Below are 17,148 nucleotides of genomic sequence, written 5' to 3'. Positions count from 1 at the left end.
CATGCCCGCGAAGACGCCGGCACCCGCTTCGCCGTCTCGCACCCTCGTGCGTGGCGTGACGGTGCTCGAGATCGTCGCCAGCAACCCCGACGGGATCGGCGTGACCGAGATCGCGACCCACGCGGATCTCGACAAAGGGACGGTCTCTCGACTCCTCGCGACGCTGCGCCAGATGGGCTATGTCCAACAACGAGCCACCGACCGCCGCTTCGTTCTCGGCAGCCGGTGCCTGTGGCTTGCCCGGGAGTACCGATCCCATCAAGAGGAGCTCAGCAACGTTGCCCGACCCTTCCTCGCCGAGCTGCGCGACTTGAGCGAGGAGACGGTGCATCTTGCGATTCGCGAAGAGAACTTCGTCGTGTTCATCGCGCAAGAGCAGCCGGACCGATCGATCCGGGTGCGAAGCGCCGTAGGCTCACGTCTCGCGATGCACCGGACGGCAATGGGTCGCGCCCTGCTTGCGGAGCTCGACGTCGAGACCCGCGACCACCTGATCGCCGAACTCGAGGCCGATGCCCATGCGCGCGGTGAGGAGATCGATGTCGAGCAGCTTCGGGCCGACGTCGCCGAAGCGGTGGAACGCGGATGGGCCGCCGTCGATCGACACGACGACGTCACCCGCCTCGCGGCGGCGATTGTCGACAGCGATGGGGAGCCGATCGCGGCACTGACGCTCTCCGGGCCGAACTACCGCGTTGAACCTCGGATCGAGGAGCTGGGAAGCCAGGTGCTTCGCACGGCTCGCGCGCTGAGTGCCGCGCTCAGGATCTGAGCGCGTTGTCCGGGTCGCCTCGCCTCACTCGAGGAGGTCGGCGAGGAAGTTCAGCTGCTCCGTGAGCTGAAACGGCCCTCCGCCCTCGTGACCATTGAACGGGTAGCTGATCAGCCGCTTCGGCCCGGCATAGCGATTGAAAGACGCGTACACCGTCGACGGCGGACAGACCTCATCCATCAGTCCGACCGAGTACAGGGCCGGGACGACGATCCGTCCCGCGAACGCGAGGCCGTCGAGGTACCCGATCGTGCGCTGAACATCATCGAGGGCGTCTCGGTGAGCGTGCAGGTACCCGGCGATCTCCGACGCGGCGCCGTTCCCAACGATGCGCATCGATCGGCCGATGTCCTGCAGGAATGGCACATCGACAAGCACCGCAATCGGTGAGCACGGCTGGTCGGCGCTGAGCGCCGCCGCGGCCAGCGCCATGCCGCCGCCTTGGCTGATCCCTGCCGAGATGACTCGGCTCGCATCGACTCCTGGCAACAGAGCGGCTGCCTCGATCGCGCGTGCCGCATCGGTGAACAATCGACGATAGTAGGAGTCCTCGGGGTTCCGAATCCCCCGCGTCACAAACCCGGGCGCGTGCGGCGCCGAGCCGACCGGATCGGTCGTCGCCCCGGTGCGATGCACGGAGCCCTGGCCCCTCGAGTCGACGACGAAATGCGCATACCCCGCGCTGGCGAACAGCGTCCACTCGACCGGGATCCCTCGACCGCCGCCATAACCCTGGAAGCTCACGATGACTGGCAGAGGTCCCGCGGCGCGCGGCCGGATCAGCCATCCGCGAATCGGATGTCCGCCGAATCCGGCGAACGTGACGTCGGACACCTCGAGCTGCCGAAGCGGGGTGTCGAGCTCGATGACCTCGGGCCCGATCGCATGTTCGCGCGACTCGGCGAGCGTTCGCGACCAGAAGTCATCGAAATCGGTCGGCTCCTGGTAGTCGGAGCGATAGCGCTCGAGTTGATCAAGCGGCATATCCCATTGCGGCATCAGCGTTTCACCGGATCTGTTCCGCGCGTCGCGAACTCCTCGAGCTCGTCGCGCGACCCGGCCCCCTCCCAATCTCCCGGACTCGTGCAGGCCAGAGCGCCTGCGAGAACTGCGGTGCGAACGCGCTTCTCGAGCGGCGACCCCGCAAGGAACTCGGCGAGATAGCCCGCGACGAAGGCGTCGCCCGCGCCCACGGTATCCACCACGTCGACGGCGTACGCGGCTTGGTCGACGGATGACTCGTCCGACAGCGCGTGGCAGCCCGCATCCCCGAGCTTGACCACCACTTCTCGCGGGCCGAGCGCCCGCAGGCCGCGAGCGAGATCAGCAGGCGCACCTCGGTCGCCGAGCACGAGCTCAGCCTCGTCGGCGCCGGCGAAGACGATGTCGGCGTGCGCGACCAGCTCCCGATACTGCGCGGCGGCGGCGTCGGCCGCCCACAGCTTCGAGCGGTGATTCACGTCGAAGGAGACAAGACACCCCGCCTCTCGCGCACGATCGAGGAGGCGCCGGGCCGCGGCACGCGCGCTTTCCGAGATGGCGAGAGTGATCCCGGTCAGATGTACGAGGGTGACACCGGAGAGATCCAAGGCCTCGACATCACCGGGGTTGAGCATGCTTCCCGCGCTTCCCGCGCGGTAGTAGGTCACGACCGTCGTGCCCGCGACCACGTTCTTGAGCATGAGCGCCGTCGGCGCATCGTGCTGCTCGATCGCCACAGCATCGACCCCTTCGGCGCGAAGCTCGCGAGAGATCCGCCGACCGACGCCGTCAGCGCCGACGCGACCGACCCAGCGCACCGGGGTGCCAAGCCTCGCGAGCGCGATGGCGACGTTGGACTCGGCACCGCCGAACCCGAGTGTCATCGTCGAGACCAGCTCGAGGCGCCCCGGTTCGACCGCACGGGCCAGCCCCAGGCTCTCTCCGAGAGTCAGCACGAGACCCGTCATCGCAGCGCCTCAACGGTTTCGCGGGCCAGGCGCTCGATCTCCTCGGGCCCAGCCCCGGTCGGCACCATCCAGCTTCCGCTGGCGGCGAGCACGCTCGGAACAGCCAGATACTCGCGCGCGGACGCCAACCGGATGCCCCCGCTGGGAAGAAACGTGACGTCGGGGAACGGACCGGTCAGGGCCTGCACGAATGGCGGTCCGCCGAGCTGCCCTGCCGGGAAGACTTTGACGGCACTCGCCCCCGCGCGCACGGCGGCCTGAACCTCCGTCGCGGTGGCAACCCCCGGAAGCATCGGCAGCTCGCACCGCGTCGAGCGGTCGAAGACCGCCGCGTCGAATCCCGGCGACACAGCAAAAGCTGCGCCAGCGTCCTGGACGCGCTCGACATCCTCGGGATGCATCACCGTCCCCGCCGCGACAAGGAAGCCCTCGATCTCCGCGAGGCGGGCGATCGCCTCGATCCCCGCGCGGGTTCGCAGCGTGACCTCGGCACCGGGGATCCCGCCGGCGGCGAGCGCACGGGCAACTTCGACTGCCCGGCCCGGATCCTCGACGGTGAGCACCGGCAGCACCCTGAGCCGTCGGAGGCGGCTCTCGACGTCGATCACAGCGTCATGCCCCCATCGACAACGAGGTCTTGACCTGTGATGTAGCCGCTGCCGCGCGAACACAGAAGGAGGGCGGCCGCGATGCAGTCATCCGTCGACCCGATCCGCCCGGCGGGGATCGCAGACAGCACCTGGTCTCGATACGCGGAATTTGCCAGCGCCTCAGAGTTGCGCGGCGTCTCGATGACACCAGGCGACAGCATGTTGACCGTCGTCCCGAACGGTGCGAGTTGACGCGCGACGTTCTGCACCACATTGGCGAGCGCCGCCTTCGACGCCGCATAGGCGACCATGTCGGGGTGCGGCCGCCGCTGCTGAACGCTGCCGAGCACGAGCACGCGACCGAAACCCCGCGCCTGCATGTCCGGCACGATCTCTTGCAGGAGTTCGAGGCTCGCCATCAGGTTGACTCGCAGCTGCCGCTCGACATTGACGGGGGCAGCGGCGAGCCAGGGCGCCCGAACCTGGAGCGATGCCGACAGCACCAGGATGTCAATCGGCCCCCCGGCGAGCGCGGTGCTCGCCAGTTTCTCAGCCGCGCCCGCCGCCGCAAGATCGACCGCGAGCTCCGGATCATCGGATTCGAGCCCGTGTCGGACAACATCGGCACCCGCCGCGGCGAGGCCGTCCGAGACAGCACGCCCGATGCCGCTCGTCGCGCCCGTCACGAGTGCGCGAAGACCTGTGAAGTCGAACACCCCGCTCCCCTCACATCCTTGTTACGCGAGGCTATCGGATCGGGTCAGAGCCGACCATGCCGCTGGTAGACCGCCACCGGGTCTTCGCCGGCTTCGAACTCCGTGCGCACAGCGTCTTCGTGGCGGATCAGTTCTTCGGTCTTCTCGAGCACCGAGACCACGAGTTCGCGCGGGATCACGACGACGCCGTCGAGGTCCCCCATGATGAAGTCGCCTGGAGAAACCTGGACCGTCGTGGTGAGGGCGCCGCGCAGCGACACCGTGAGCTGCCAGTCATAGTAGCTCCACCGCTTCACGGCCTCGACGGGTGTCAGGTAGCGCGCGAACACGGGGAAGTCGCGCTCGAGCAGGAACTTGGTGTCGCGCGATCCTCCGTCGACGAGAGCGCCGATGACACCGCAGGCGCCGCCGACGGTCGCATTCATCTCGCCGTAGTGCGCGGCCTGCATGTCGAAGCTGCAGTCGCGCACGTTGATGATCGGAACCCCCGCTTCCTTCATCGCCCCGAACATGTGGATGCGCCGCTCGCGCAGCTTCGCGTCGCCGGTCGGCTCCGGGATGCCCTTCATCGTGAAGGCGGGGCCGGCCATCACCCAGCTGTTGTCGATGGGCTTGATATCCATTGCGAGCGCCTGGTTCGGGTAGCCGAGTTCATCAAGGATGTCGTAGACGGCACCCGAGTACGTCGCGCGGTATCGCTCGATGAGTTCGGGGACCGGAAGCGAGTAGGAGTAAGGGTTCGTCATTGAGCTTCCTTGTTCGTGGATCGACAAGATCGTGTCGTTGCACTAGACAATACAGCTGTTGCACTCAACAAGACAAGTGCTCGATACTTCGCTACGCTGACACTCGACGCAGCATCATGACGAAAGAGGCGGAACAGAACAGTGAAGATCGTCGACCTCCGGGCCCGGACCGTGGCAATTCCCACCGATGGCAAGCTCCGCCACTCCACGGGTGTGCACCCTGGCTACTTCTTGCGCACGATCCTCGAGCTCGTCACCGACGAGGGCATCGTCGGCCTCGGCGAGGTCGGCGGCGGAGACCAGCGCGGAGCGCTCATGAAGTTGCGGGAGCGCGTCATCGGGCTCGACCCGTTCCACCTCGAAATGATCAAGCTCAAGGTGCTCCGATCGATCTACTACATGTCGAACGCGCGCCTCTATGCCGCCATCGAGATGGCCTGCCTCGACATCCAGGGCAAGGCCGTCGGGCGCCCCGTGAGCGATCTGCTCGGCGGTGCCGTGCACGACGAGATCCCGTTCATCGCCTACCTCTTCTGGCGCTACGACCGCCCGGGCGGCGGGGACGACGAGCGCGCCGAAGACATGGCCGACTTCTGCGAGCAGCTCACCGAAGATCTCGGAGTCAGCGCGATGAAGCTGAAGGCTGGCGTCATGTCGCCGGAAGAAGAAGTGCGAGTGCTCGAGGTCTGTCGCGAGCGGCTCGGCGACGACTACCGCCTCCGCATCGATCCAAACGGCGTCTGGTCCGTGCCGACCGCGATCCGGATGGGCCAGCGACTCGAGGCCGTGCGCCCGGAGTACTTCGAAGACCCCGCATGGGGGCTCACCGGCAACGCGGCGGTTCGCGAGCAAGTGCGGATCCCGATCGCGACCAACATGTACCCAGCCAAGTTCGACGACCTCGCACCGTCCATCAAGCTCGGCGCCGTCGACATCGTGCTCACGGACGTGCACTACTGGGAAGGCCCGCGCGGAGTGAAAGAGCTTGCCGCAATCTGCCGCACGTTCGGCCTCGGTGTCGCCATGCACTCAGGAGTGGAGTTCGGAGTCGAACTCGCCGCCATGCTCCACACGGCGAGCACGATTCCGGAGATGTCGACCGCCGGCGATGCCCACTACCACTACCTTGTCGACGACATCATCGTCGGCGGCAAGATGCCCTACGTCGACGGCGCCATCCGCGTCCCGACGGGCCCCGGCCTCGGCGTCGAACTCGACCCGGAGAAGATGGACAAGTACGAGCGTCACTACGAGAAGGTCGGCGACTACTACGCACGCTTTCACGTCGACGAGCGTCGGCCCGACTGGGTTCCGACCGTCGCGGGGCTGTGACGGACCACTCGCACCGTTGACGCGCGCGCCGCAGGCGCCTACTGTTCGTTGTGTCAGATGATTCGCTTGTTGCACTAAATGCAACAAGCGGCTGGACTCAATGGAGAGTTGAGATGTTCGCATTCCCTGCGCCGTCACGCCGAACCGCCACCGCGTCGCTCGTGGTAGCGACCCTCGTCGCCGTCACGGCCTTGATCGCACCGCACGCCCCTTCCGCAACCGCCGCGGCGCCCGGCGACCCCCTCGCGCAAGCGTGCGCCGCCCCCGGGTCGGACGAGTTCTCTGACGCAACGCTCGACACGTCCCTCTGGGCGTCGAGCACCGGGGCGCCCGTTCCGTACACCCTCCACGACGGCGATCTCGTCCTGACCACCGTCGCCGAGAACTCCGCGACCGTGCCACACCTGCAGCAACCGGTGCCCGAGGGCACATGGGAGATCACGACCGAGGTCGAGATCTCACCCATCGGCTCGTACCAGCAGGCCGGACTGATGCTGCGCGAGAACGCGAGCGAGTGGCTTGCACTGACCGTGTATCACTCGAATGGACAACAACGCGTGCAGCTCAACTTCGGCGGCGCGAACGCCGGCCCGATCACCCTGCCCGGGGGCGCCGGCCCGAGCTATCTGCTGCGGATGTCGAGCGACGGCACCCACATCCGCGGCGAGTACTCCACCGACGGCGAAACCTTTCAGAGCGTCGGCGCGACGATCCCGCTCGGCGCGTTCGCGCCCAGCGGGATCGGGCCGACGGCGCTGCGCGGCGCTTCGAGCTCGGCAGCAGAGATTGACGCCCGCTTCTCCTGGTTCCGGTTGACGCCCGACGCCGAAGCCTTCGCGGCATGCGACGGCCCTCTCTTCAACATCTGCGCTGCCGAGGGCTCTGATGAGTTCGAGGGGACCGCCCTCGACCCAGCGATCTGGACGGCGAGTGCGAACGGCCCCGTCAGCTCCAGCCTGGCGGCGGGCCAGCTCATCATGCCCACGGTCGCCGCCAACTCCTCCGCGGCGCCGGCGCCACTCCAACCGGTCCCCAGCGGCGATTGGCAGGTGACGACGCAGGTCACCATCGATCCGACCGGCAGCTACCAGCAGGCGGGGCTGCTGCTGTGGGATGACTCCGACGAGTGGATAGTCCTCGACGTGTACTGGTCGTCTGGCGAACGTCGGATTCAGTTCAATCGCAGCGGCACCAACTCCGGCTTCATCTCGGTTCCCTCCGGGCACGGGTCGAGTTACTGGTTTCGACTGACGAACACCAACGGGAGTATCACCGGCTCGTACTCGCTCGACGGCGAAACCTTCTCGGGATTGTCCGGCAGTGTTGCGCTCGGCGCCTTCGCACCCACCGGCGTCGGCCCGACGGCTCTCCGCGGCGCCGCGAGCAGTGCCGGCTCGGTCAACGCCCACTTCGAGTGGTTCCGCTGGTCGCCGACGTCGTCCGAGCTGATCGAATGCGGGCATCCGACGACCGACCCGACGACCGGACCCGCGGCAACAGCGCGCGAGGCGTGGCGCGCCCACCTGATCGGCGATACCGCCATCGACACGACGCATGAGCCGTACGCATCCCGTCTCGCCGCGCAGACCGCGACGGCGCTCGGCTACTGGTCGAGCGTGTCGCCCGGCGCGGAGCCCTGGAGCGACCTCAGCACCGCGGCGCAGGCGGACACCCTCGAGGCGCTTCGCAGGATCAAGGCGATGGCAGTCGCGTGGGCAACGCCGGGGTCGGCACTGAGCGACGACCCCGACCTGCTCGAGGACACCGTGACGACGTTCAACTGGGTGATCGCGCAGCGTTACTACGACGGAATGCCCGCGACTGGCAACTGGTGGTACCCCCAGATCGGCTTTCCGCTCGAGGTCAACGAAATCGTCGTCGTGCTGCACGACGAACTGGCCGCGGCCGACATCAACGCAGCGATGGACGCCGTCGACCATTTCAGCCCGAGCGTGAACCTCACCGGCGCCAATCGGGTCTGGAAGGCGATGGTCGTCGGACTCCGCGGCGTCATCGTCGGGGACAGCGCGAAGATCAGCGCGGCGAGCACCGGCCTCTCGCCGGTGTTCGATCTGGTGACATCGGGAGACGGCTTCTACGCCGATGGGTCATTCGTCCAACACGCCTGGTACCCGTACACGGGAGGCTACGGGAGCTCGCTCCTGCTCAACCTTGCCGACATCCTGTTGCTCCTCAGCGGCACTCCGTGGGAGGTGACCGACCCGGATGTCGCTCGGGTCTATGCGTGGGCCAGCGACGCATTCGACCCGGTCATGTTCGACGGCATCATGATGGACAGCGTGCGCGGCCGCGAGATGTCGCGGGAGTACAACCCCGATGTGGAAGCGGGATCAACCGCGTTGCGTGCGCTGCTCGTCCTGGCCGAGTCGGCCCCGGTGGGCGACTCCGACGGCATCCGCGCGATCGTCGCCCGCCACCTCGGCAGCGACGTCACCACCTTCTGGGAGAACGGATCGCTGAGCGAACTCGCGCTCGGCGAAGCCGCTATTGCCTCGGGGCCCGCCGCCGCCCTGAACGGCACCTGGGCGTTCACCAGCATGGCGCGCGTCGTCCATCACGACGGCGACTACGCGGTCGCCGTCGCCATGTCCAGCAACCGGCTGGCGACATTCGAATCGATCAACAACGAGAACTTCCGGTCGTGGTACACAGCCGACGGCATGACGTACATTCACGACGCCGACGGCGAGCAGTTCTCTGAGGACTACTGGGCCACGGTCAATCGCTACCGCCTTCCCGGCACAACGGTCGACACCCACACACGTTCGGCGACCAACGGCGCCGGATACAAGCCGACGAATACCTTCGCGGGGACGTCCGCCGGAGTCGATGGGACCGCCGCCGCGTCCGGCATGGTGCTCGACGCCTACGGAAGCGACCTCGAAGCACAGAAGTCGTGGTTCTTCTTCGACGGCGCAATCGTGGCGGTGGGAAGTGAGATCTCGCGCTCGAGTGTTGCGGGCAACGGTTGGGACGGGACCGCTCGCCACATCGAGACGATCATCGAGAATCGCCGCACCGAGCCAGGATCGAGCCTCGTCGTCAATGGCAGCGCCGCAGGCACGACGAGCGGCGCGGTCGAATCGATCTCTGGAGCGGAGTGGGCGCAGCTGACCAATGGCGACAGCCGCCTCGGCTACGTCTTTCCTGGCGGAATCGACCTTGAGGTTCTGCGCGAGTCGCGCACCGGGAGCTGGGCGACGATCAACTCGGCGAGTGGCTCCTCGACGACGCGGACCGGTGACTACTCGACGCTCTGGATTGACCACGGGACGACTCCGAGCAACGCCGGGTACGCGTACATCATTCTCCCCGGCGCAACCGAGGCCACGACTCAGGCATTCGCCGCGGCCCCCACGATTCGGATTCTCGCCGACGGGCCGACCGTCTCCGCGGCTGAGGATACGGCCAACTCGGCCATCGCCGCGAACTTCTGGGATGCGGCGACACTCACCCGCGACGACGTAGACTACCTGACCACCTCAGCCCCGCTGTCGGTGACCACGGAGCAAGCCGGTGACGAGATCGCCCTCACGATCGTCGAGCCCACTCGGGCCCGAACCGGGACGGTGACCGTAGAGCTCCACCTCGACGCCGACGCCGTGATCGAGAGCTCCCCCGGTGTGAGCGTGGTGCGGACGGGGCCCACGGCGCAGCTCTCGATCAATGTGACCAACGCCCGCGGCGCCGCGTTCGTCGTCCGCCTGGCGCTCGCACCGTGATGCACGAGCTCGCGGACCGTCACCGCGCCTTCAGCGCCGCGTCGTAGAGCTCTTTGCGCGAGAGCCCGGTCTGCTCGGCCACCTCGGCGCTCGCCTCCTTGAGCCGCGAGCCCTCCGCCACGAGGGTGAGCACGCGGCCGACGCCGTCCTCGAGGGAGGCCTCGACCGGGTCGGCGCCGGCGACCACGAGCACGATCTCGCCGCGGGCGCCGTCGGCGAAGCGCTCGGCCAGCTCGGCGAGCGTGCCGCGCGCGACCTCCTCGTGCAGCTTGGTGAGTTCGCGGCAGACGGCCGCGCGGCGATCCTCGCCGAACGCCGTCGCCGCATCTCGCAGGGCGTCGCCGATGCGGTGCGGGCTCTCGAAGAACACGAGCGTGCGCGCCTCGGCGGCGACCGCCCGGAACGACGCGACCCGGCCCTTACGCGGCACGAAGCCCTCGAAGGCGAACCGGTCGGTCGGCAGCCCGCTGAGCGCGAGCGCCGTCAGCACCGCACTCGGTCCGGGGATCGCGGTCACCGTCACCCCGGCGGCGACGGCGGTCTGCACGAGCACGAAGCCGGGGTCGCTCACGGTCGGCATTCCGGCATCCGTCAGCACCAGGATGTCGGCCTCCCGTGCCTCCTCGGCCAGCGATGCGGCGCGCTCGCGCTCGTTGTGCTCGTGCAGCGCCACGAGGCGCGGACGGTTGTCGACGCCGAGCGCGCGCATCAGTTGGATCGCCGTGCGGGTGTCCTCCGCGGCGATCGTCTCGGCGTTCTGCAGCGCCTCGATCAGGCGGCGGGAGGCGTCGCCAAGATTGCCGATGGGCGTCGCGGCGAGGATGAGCACGCGTCCATTCTCCTAGCATGAGCGGGTGATCGTCTCGCGACTCCCGACCTGGGTGGGCCCGGCGGCCGTCATGGCCGTCGCCGCGGCGACCCGGTTGTGGGCGCTCGACCGCCCGCACGAGCTCGTCTTCGACGAGACCTACTACGTCAAAGACGCCTACACGCTGATGAATCTCGGCTACGAGGGCTCGTGGGGCGAGGGGGCGAACGAGAGCTTCGCGGGCGGCAACCCGGACGGCTACTCGTCGAATCCGTCGTTCATCGCCCACCCGCCGCTCGGCAAGTGGATCATCGCCGCGGGGCTCGCGGCGTTCGGGGCCGAGTCGAGCTGGGGCTGGCGGATCGGGATCGCCGTCACCGGCATCCTGCTCGTCGCCGTCACGATGTTCGCCGCGCACCTGTTGTTCCACCGCCCGCTGCTGACGACGATCGCCGGCGGGCTGATCGCGATCGATGGCAACGCGATCGTGCTCAGCCGCGTCGCCCTGCTGGACAGCGCCCTCGCCCTGTTCGCCCTGCTCGGGGCGTGCTTCATGCTGCTCGACCGGGTGCAGGCGCGCGTCCGGCTTGCCTCCTGGCTCGCCGCGGGCGACGGCATGGTGGCCGTGCGGGAGTGGGGCCCCGTCTTCTGGGCGAGGCCGTGGCTGCTCGCCGCGGCGCTCACCTTCGGGCTGGCCTCGGCGGTCAAGTGGAGCGGGCTGTACTTCCTGGCGGTGTTCGGGATCTACTCGGTCGTGGCGGATGCGCTCGACCGCCGGCGCGCGGGCGTCGATCTCTGGGCCAGCGGCGCCGTGCTGCGCCAGGCGCCCGTCAACGCCGTGCTGCTCGTTCCTCTCGCCCTGCTCGTCAACGTCGCCAGCTGGACCGGCTGGTTCGCCACCGACGGCGGCTACTACCGCCGCTGGGTGGAAGAGGGCGGCGAAGCCTGGTCGGGGCTTCTCTCCTGGGTACCGGTCGACGTCCAGAACTGGTGGCACTACCAGGCGTCGATGTACGGCTACCACGTCGGCGAGAACACCCCCCACTCCTACCAGGCGAGTCCGCTCGGCTGGCTGCTGCTGGTGCGCCCGACGAGCATGTACTACGAGGACTTCGGCGACGGCACGGCAGCCGAGATCCTCGACCTCGGAAATCCGCTGATCTGGTGGGCGGGCACGGCCGCGCTTGTCGCGGTGCTGGTGCGCTTCGGCTGGCTGCTGCGGCACGGACGGGATGCGCGCGCCGAGGCGTTCATCCTCACCGGGATGGCGGCCGGCTACCTGCCGTGGATGCTCTACCTGCACCGCACGGTGTTCCAGTTCTACACGATCGCCTTTGAGGCGTTTCTGGTGCTCGCACTGGTGGCGGCGATCGGACTGCTGATCGGCCCACCCGGTGACCCCGAGCGGCACTACGTGGTCGGTCGCGGGCTGGTCGCGGTGTTCCTGGTCGCCGTGGCCGCGCTCAGCGTGTTCTTCTGGCCGCTGTGGATCGGGGAGCCGATCCCGATCGAGTACCTGCGCGCGCACTACTGGTTCGCCAGCTGGATATAACCTCAACTTCGCTCTGTCGCACAGTGATCGTTGGCGCTACAGTGTTCTCACCCTGCGCCCGAAGCAGCGTCCCCCGCTGGAGTCCCCCATGTTCGCTCCACGCTCCTCCCGTTCTGTGCCCTCCCCGCATCGTCGCGCCGTCGGCTTCGCCGCGCCCCTGATCGCGATCGCGGTCATCGTGTTCGGCGCGGCGCCCGCCGCCCTCGCCGCGCCCGACGCGCCGGTCATCGTCGCGCCGAGCGACGGCGCGGTTACGACCAGCGACACGGCGACGATCAGCGGCAGCGTCGCCGACTGGGGCGGCACGGGCGGCTACGTCGAGGTCACGGCCACCAACGACGGAGTCGTGGTCGGCACGTGCGACTCCGGCTGGTTGGAGTACTACGAGACCGAGTGGAGCTGCGACGTCGATCTGCTGCTCGGCGACAACCTCATCACCGCCGAGACCTTCGCCGACGAGGAGACCGGCGGCACCGACCAGATCACGATCACCCGCGGCGGAACGCAATCGCCCACGATCGACTCCCCCGCCCCCGACGCCGCCTTCGAAACGGGCAGTGTGAGCTTCTCGGGCACCGGCCCCGCGCTCGGACGCGTCAACCTCGGCCACTCGGACGGCGAAGTCGTCACGTCGTGGTGCGACGTCGAGGTCGCCCTCGACGGCACTTGGAGCTGCACCGTCGACGCGATCGACCCGGGCTACTACAACGTCGGCATCGACGCGACGCGCATCGATGGCGCTCCCGACGCGAGCGAATGGCAGTGGCTCGAGGTGTATCCCCCCAAGCCCGACGTGGCGATCGCCGCCGGCCCGGGGCTGCTCCAGTCGCTCACCACCGCGACCTCCGGCGGCGACGCCGGCGCGATCTGGCGCGAGTTCGACGGCGAGTCGGTCACCGGATTCTGGCGCTGCCCCGTCGGCTGGTCCGGCGACTACGGCGAAGACCGGCCCGACGACGGCCCCGTGGTCTCCTGCGCCGTGCCGGAGCCGACCCCGGGTGTGTATCTGCTCACGAGCATCGACTTCGTCAACGGCACTCACTCCTTCGACCGCGGCGATCTCGTGCGGATCCCCGAGGTCCCGGTCATCAGCGAGATCGTCACCAACCCCGATGGCTCGCTCACGTTCCGCGGCACGGTCGACCCGACGTGGGACAGCGCGTTTCCGACCGTCCACGCGGGCAGCACCGTTGTCGTCGAGCTCGTCAGTGAATTCGACATCTGCGAGGCCGACACCGACGCGAGCGGGGCCTGGGAGTGCACGGGACTCGCCCCGAGCGGCCTGCAGACCGTCGACGCGTACGCGATCTCGCGAGGCTTCGCCGACGACCCGGACGTCGCCGGCGTGCTCGACGGCTACCACGACGGAGTCTCCCCGCGATCCGCGACCGTCGAGGTGGAGGTCGCCCCGTTCCGCCCGGCGAGCTCGCTCACCCTCGATGCCGCCGCCATCGAGGTGCTGGTCACCGGCGTCGCCGGAAGCCTGACCGGCGTCGAGTTCTACCGCGTGACCAGCGACGGCGAGGGCGGCTACTCCTACGGGTACCCGGTCGAATCCTGCGAGCACGGCGCGACGGAGGGTGACACCTCGAGCATCGAGTGCGGTCTGGACGGACTCGAGCCGGGCATCTGGAACGTGTACTCGTGGGCAGCGGTCTTCTTCGGCGATGAGTCTGCGGAGACCCACTACCGCGACGACTACGTGATGATCCCGAGCACCCCGACCCTCGGATCCACCGTGAGCTCCTCGGGCTCGGTGACCTTCAGCGGGATCGCCGACGCCGGCGACCGGGTGAGCGTGTTCACCCTGGAGGGCGCCGAGGCGTGCTCGACCACGGCCACCGCATCCGACACCTGGACCTGCAGCGACACTCCCGGCGCGGGAACGCACAGCTACCGCGCGATCTCCCGCTCGCTGGGCTTCGAGATCAACGTCGACGCCCTCCATCGGCCGGACGAGTACGGCAGCTCCTTCCAGGGGTTCTCGACGTGGAGCGCCACCACCGTGGCGAGCGTCGCCGTGACGTCGCCCCCGACCTCCGCGCCCGCGCCGGCGCCGACAACTGCGACAGCGACAGCGACGGCGCTCAGCTTCACGGTCTCGCCGGGACCGTACTTCCCGGGCGACACCGTGACCTTCAGCGGCAGCGGGGCTCCCGCGGGCGCGCCCGTGACCGCGGAGCTGCACTCCACGCCGGTGGTGCTCGGGCAGACGACCGCCGACAGCGACGGCGGATTCCGGATCGTCGCCGTCATCCCGGAGGATGTCGAGCCCGGCGAGCACGAGTTCGTGATCATGGTGATGGGCGAGAGCGGAGCGCTCTCGGTCGTCACCCAGCCGATCGTCATCGACCTTCCCACCGCGAGCCCCGACGGCTCTCCCGACGAAGCCGGCCCCACCACCGTCGTCGACGACGGCGGCGCGTCAGCCGCGGGCGGCGAGGTCGCGCCGCGATCGGAGCCGGCCGCGCCGAGCGTGCTCACCGAGGCGCTGGTGACGTTCGGGCGGATCCTCGACAATCCGGGGCTGCTCGCCGCCGCGGGCGGCCTCGCCCTGGCGCTGCTGTTCCTCGTCGCGATTCCGACCGAGCTGCTGACGGCGACGCTGTCGTCGAACACCGGCCGGATGGGCCGCGGGATCGCGCGCGTCGAGGCCGCCGCCGATCGGCTGCGCGACCGGTTCATCGCCCTCACCGGCAGTCGCGCCGCCGCCGCCGCGGTGCTCGTCGTGCTGGTGAGCATCGTCTTCGGCTTCAGCGATCCGGCCTTCGGCGTCGACCTGGTGTCGCTGCGCCTCGTCCTCTCGCTCGCGATCGCCTTCTTCATCCTGTTCTACGGGGTGAGCTGGCTGACCGGACTGATCGTCGAACGCGGCTGGCAGGTGCCCTCCGTCGTCACGATCCAGCCGTCGATCGTGCTGTTCGCGATCCTCGGCGTGGTGTTCTCGCGCCTCGTCGGCTTCGCCCCCGGGATCTTCATCGGCGTCGTGATCGGCATCGAGATGTTCAACGCCTCGCGGCGGGCCGAGCTCGGGGCGGCACTCGTGCAGTTCACGGGCGTCTTCGCGCTGAGCATCGCCGCCTGGTTCGGCTACTCCGCGCTGACCGTCGCAGGCGACCCGCACGACTTCTGGGGCGCGCTGACCGTCGACACCCTGGCCGCCATCACCTCGGAGGGCCTCACCGGTGTCGCGATCGCGATCCTTCCGCTGGCGTTCCTCGAGGGCCGCACCCTGTGGGAGGCCTCCAAGTCGCTGTGGTTCGGCACCTTCCTGGTGATCGCGACCTCGTTCTCCCTGATCGTGCTGCCGACCGCGCTGGAGGAGACCGATCCGGCGGATGTCGGCGTCTGGTACGTGGTGCTCGCCGTGTTCGGCGCGCTCGCCTTCGCCGCGTGGGGCTACTTCGCCTGGCGGGCGCGCGTCGGCGAGCGCGCCGAGGCCGACGCAACGGAACGCAACACAACGGCTTAGGCGCAGGGTGCGCCGGTAGCCTGGCGGCATGCCAGACTCCGCCCTGCCCGAGGTCCCGCGCGCGTCCGACCGCAACTGGGGGTTCCGCACCCGAGCCATCCATGCGGGCAACATCCCGGATGCGGTGCACGGCTCGCGCGCGCTCCCGATCCACCAGACCAGCGCGTTCGTCTTCGACTCCACCGAGGACGCCGCGGCCCGCTTCGCGCTGCAGAAGTACGGCAACATCTACTCGCGCGTCTCGAACCCGACCGTCGCCAGCTTCGAGGAGCGGATCGCCTCCCTCGAGGGCGGCCTCGGCGCCGTCGCCACCGCCTCGGGCCTGAGCGCCGAGTTCATCACCTTCGCCTCGCTCGCGGGCGCCGGCGACCACATCGTCGCCGCGCAGAGCCTGTACGGCGGCACCGTCACCCAGCTCGACGTGACGCTGCGACGCTTCGGCGTGGAGACGACCTTCGTGCCGGGCACCGACCCGGCCGACTACGCGGCCGCGATCACCGACAAGACGAAGCTGATCTTCGCCGAGACGATCGCGAACCCCTCGGGCGAGATCGCCGATCTGGAGGGCCTGGCCGACGTGGCCCACGCCGCCGGCATCCCGCTCATCATCGACTCGACCGTCGCCACCCCGTACCTGAACCGGCCGATCGAGTGGGGTGCCGACATCGTCATCCACTCCGCCACCAAGTTCCTCGGCGGGCACGGCACCACCCTCGGAGGTGTCGTCGTCGAGTCGGGCCGCTTCGACTGGGCGAGCGAGCGCTTCCCGCTGTTCAGCGAGGATGCGGCCCACTACGGCGGCCTCAACTGGCACGGCAACTTCGGCGAGTACGCCTTCCTCACCCGGCTGCGCGCCGAGCAGCTGCGCGACGTCGGTCCCACGCTCGCGCCGCACTCCGCGTTCCTGCTCGCGCAGGGCGTCGAGACGCTCCCCTACCGGATGCAGGCGCACGTGAGCAACGCGCGCGCGGTCGCCGAGTTCCTGGAGGCCGACCCGCGCATCGAGTTCGTCAACTGGGCGGGGCTCGCCTCGCATCCGCATCACGAGCGCGCGAACGCGTACCTGCCGCTCGGCCCCGGATCGGTGTTCAGCTTCGGGGTGCGCGCCTCCGGCACGGCGAGCAGCCGCGAGATCGGCCAGCGCGTCATCGAGAACGTGGAGCTCGCCAGCCATCTGGCGAACATCGGCGACGCGAAGACGCTCGTCATCCACCCGGCGTCGACCACCCACGCGCAGCTCTCCGAGCAGCAGCTGCTCGACGGCGGCGTGCTGCCGGGCCTGATCCGCATCAGCGTCGGCATCGAAGAGGTCGACGACATCATCTACGACCTCGATCGAGCGCTGTCGGTCGCGGTGGAGGGATAATCGGGCATGGGCGCGACAGGGGTTTCGACAGGCTCGGTTTCGACGGGCTCAACCGGCTCGGTTTCGACAGGCTCAACCGGCGAGGTCGACTCGGTGGAGACG

At 68.8% G+C, this 17,148-nt stretch carries 12 protein-coding genes; 6 read left to right on the top strand and 6 right to left on the bottom strand.

Translation table 11 applies throughout. The features are described 5' to 3' along the window. The first annotated feature begins 100 nt into the window (after positions 1–100). Positions 101–772: an IclR family transcriptional regulator gene (locus AC0L6Y_RS01820; protein ID WP_473554188.1), complete on the top strand. Its 672-nt coding sequence runs from the start codon at positions 101–103 to the stop codon at positions 770–772. Positions 773–796: 24 nt separating this feature from the next. Here AC0L6Y_RS01820 and AC0L6Y_RS01815 read toward each other — a convergent pair whose 3' ends face one another. The 5 genes from AC0L6Y_RS01815 to AC0L6Y_RS01795 form a co-directional block, all read right to left on the bottom strand. After that, positions 797–1,756: an acetylxylan esterase gene (locus AC0L6Y_RS01815; RefSeq protein ID WP_473554184.1), complete on the bottom strand. Its 960-nt coding sequence runs from the start codon at positions 1,754–1,756 to the stop codon at positions 797–799. Between the two features lie 14 nt (positions 1,757–1,770). After that, the gene (locus tag AC0L6Y_RS01810) at positions 1,771–2,721 is read right to left on the bottom strand and encodes a sugar kinase (RefSeq protein WP_473554180.1); all 951 of its coding nucleotides are present in this window, start codon (positions 2,719–2,721) and stop codon (positions 1,771–1,773) included. Further along, positions 2,718–3,329, bottom strand: coding sequence for a bifunctional 4-hydroxy-2-oxoglutarate aldolase/2-dehydro-3-deoxy-phosphogluconate aldolase (locus tag AC0L6Y_RS01805; protein WP_473554176.1), 612 nt, complete (start codon positions 3,327–3,329; stop codon positions 2,718–2,720). Before AC0L6Y_RS01805 ends, AC0L6Y_RS01810 begins: the two co-directional genes overlap by 4 nt. Then, entirely contained in the window at positions 3,326–3,997 is a 672-nt protein-coding gene (locus tag AC0L6Y_RS01800; RefSeq protein WP_473554172.1) for an SDR family NAD(P)-dependent oxidoreductase, read from the bottom strand. Before AC0L6Y_RS01800 ends, AC0L6Y_RS01805 begins: the two co-directional genes overlap by 4 nt. A gap of 74 nt (positions 3,998–4,071) precedes the next feature. Next, positions 4,072–4,773 (bottom strand): RraA family protein, encoded by a 702-nt coding sequence (locus tag AC0L6Y_RS01795; protein WP_473554168.1) that lies wholly within the window; start codon positions 4,771–4,773, stop codon positions 4,072–4,074. A 171-nt stretch (positions 4,774–4,944) separates the two neighbouring features. On the opposite strand from AC0L6Y_RS01795, the gene AC0L6Y_RS01790 reads away from it, so the two are divergent. Then, positions 4,945–6,105 carry an enolase C-terminal domain-like protein gene (locus tag AC0L6Y_RS01790; protein ID WP_473554164.1) on the top strand — a complete coding sequence of 387 codons (1,161 nt, stop codon included), beginning with the start codon at positions 4,945–4,947 and terminating at the stop codon, positions 6,103–6,105. A 161-nt stretch (positions 6,106–6,266) separates the two neighbouring features. After that, on the top strand, positions 6,267–9,848 hold the full coding sequence (locus AC0L6Y_RS01785) for a polysaccharide lyase family 8 super-sandwich domain-containing protein (RefSeq protein WP_473554159.1): 3,582 nt from the start codon (positions 6,267–6,269) through the stop codon (positions 9,846–9,848). A 19-nt stretch (positions 9,849–9,867) separates the two neighbouring features. Here the strand turns inward: AC0L6Y_RS01785 and rsmI are convergent, their stop codons facing one another. Further along, the gene (rsmI, locus tag AC0L6Y_RS01780; protein ID WP_473554155.1) at positions 9,868–10,677 is read right to left on the bottom strand and encodes a 16S rRNA (cytidine(1402)-2'-O)-methyltransferase; all 810 of its coding nucleotides are present in this window, start codon (positions 10,675–10,677) and stop codon (positions 9,868–9,870) included. A 25-nt stretch (positions 10,678–10,702) separates the two neighbouring features. Between rsmI and AC0L6Y_RS01775 the strand changes: the two genes are divergently transcribed. From AC0L6Y_RS01775 to AC0L6Y_RS01765, 3 genes are all read left to right on the top strand, one after another. After that, the gene (locus AC0L6Y_RS01775) at positions 10,703–12,208 is read left to right on the top strand and encodes a dolichyl-phosphate-mannose--protein mannosyltransferase (protein ID WP_473554151.1); all 1,506 of its coding nucleotides are present in this window, start codon (positions 10,703–10,705) and stop codon (positions 12,206–12,208) included. 115 nt (positions 12,209–12,323) lie between these two features. Further along, positions 12,324–15,680, top strand: a complete 3,357-nt coding sequence (locus AC0L6Y_RS01770; protein ID WP_473554148.1) for a hypothetical protein — start codon at positions 12,324–12,326, stop codon at positions 15,678–15,680. A gap of 28 nt (positions 15,681–15,708) precedes the next feature. Further along, the gene (locus AC0L6Y_RS01765; RefSeq protein WP_473554143.1) at positions 15,709–17,046 is read left to right on the top strand and encodes an O-acetylhomoserine aminocarboxypropyltransferase/cysteine synthase family protein; all 1,338 of its coding nucleotides are present in this window, start codon (positions 15,709–15,711) and stop codon (positions 17,044–17,046) included. Positions 17,047–17,148: the final 102 nt, after the last annotated feature.

The organism is Pseudolysinimonas sp. 10J20-29 (genome assembly GCF_055809595.1).
The sequence above is the reverse complement of the archived record's forward strand: the minus strand, read 5'-3'. Positions and strand labels throughout refer to the sequence as shown.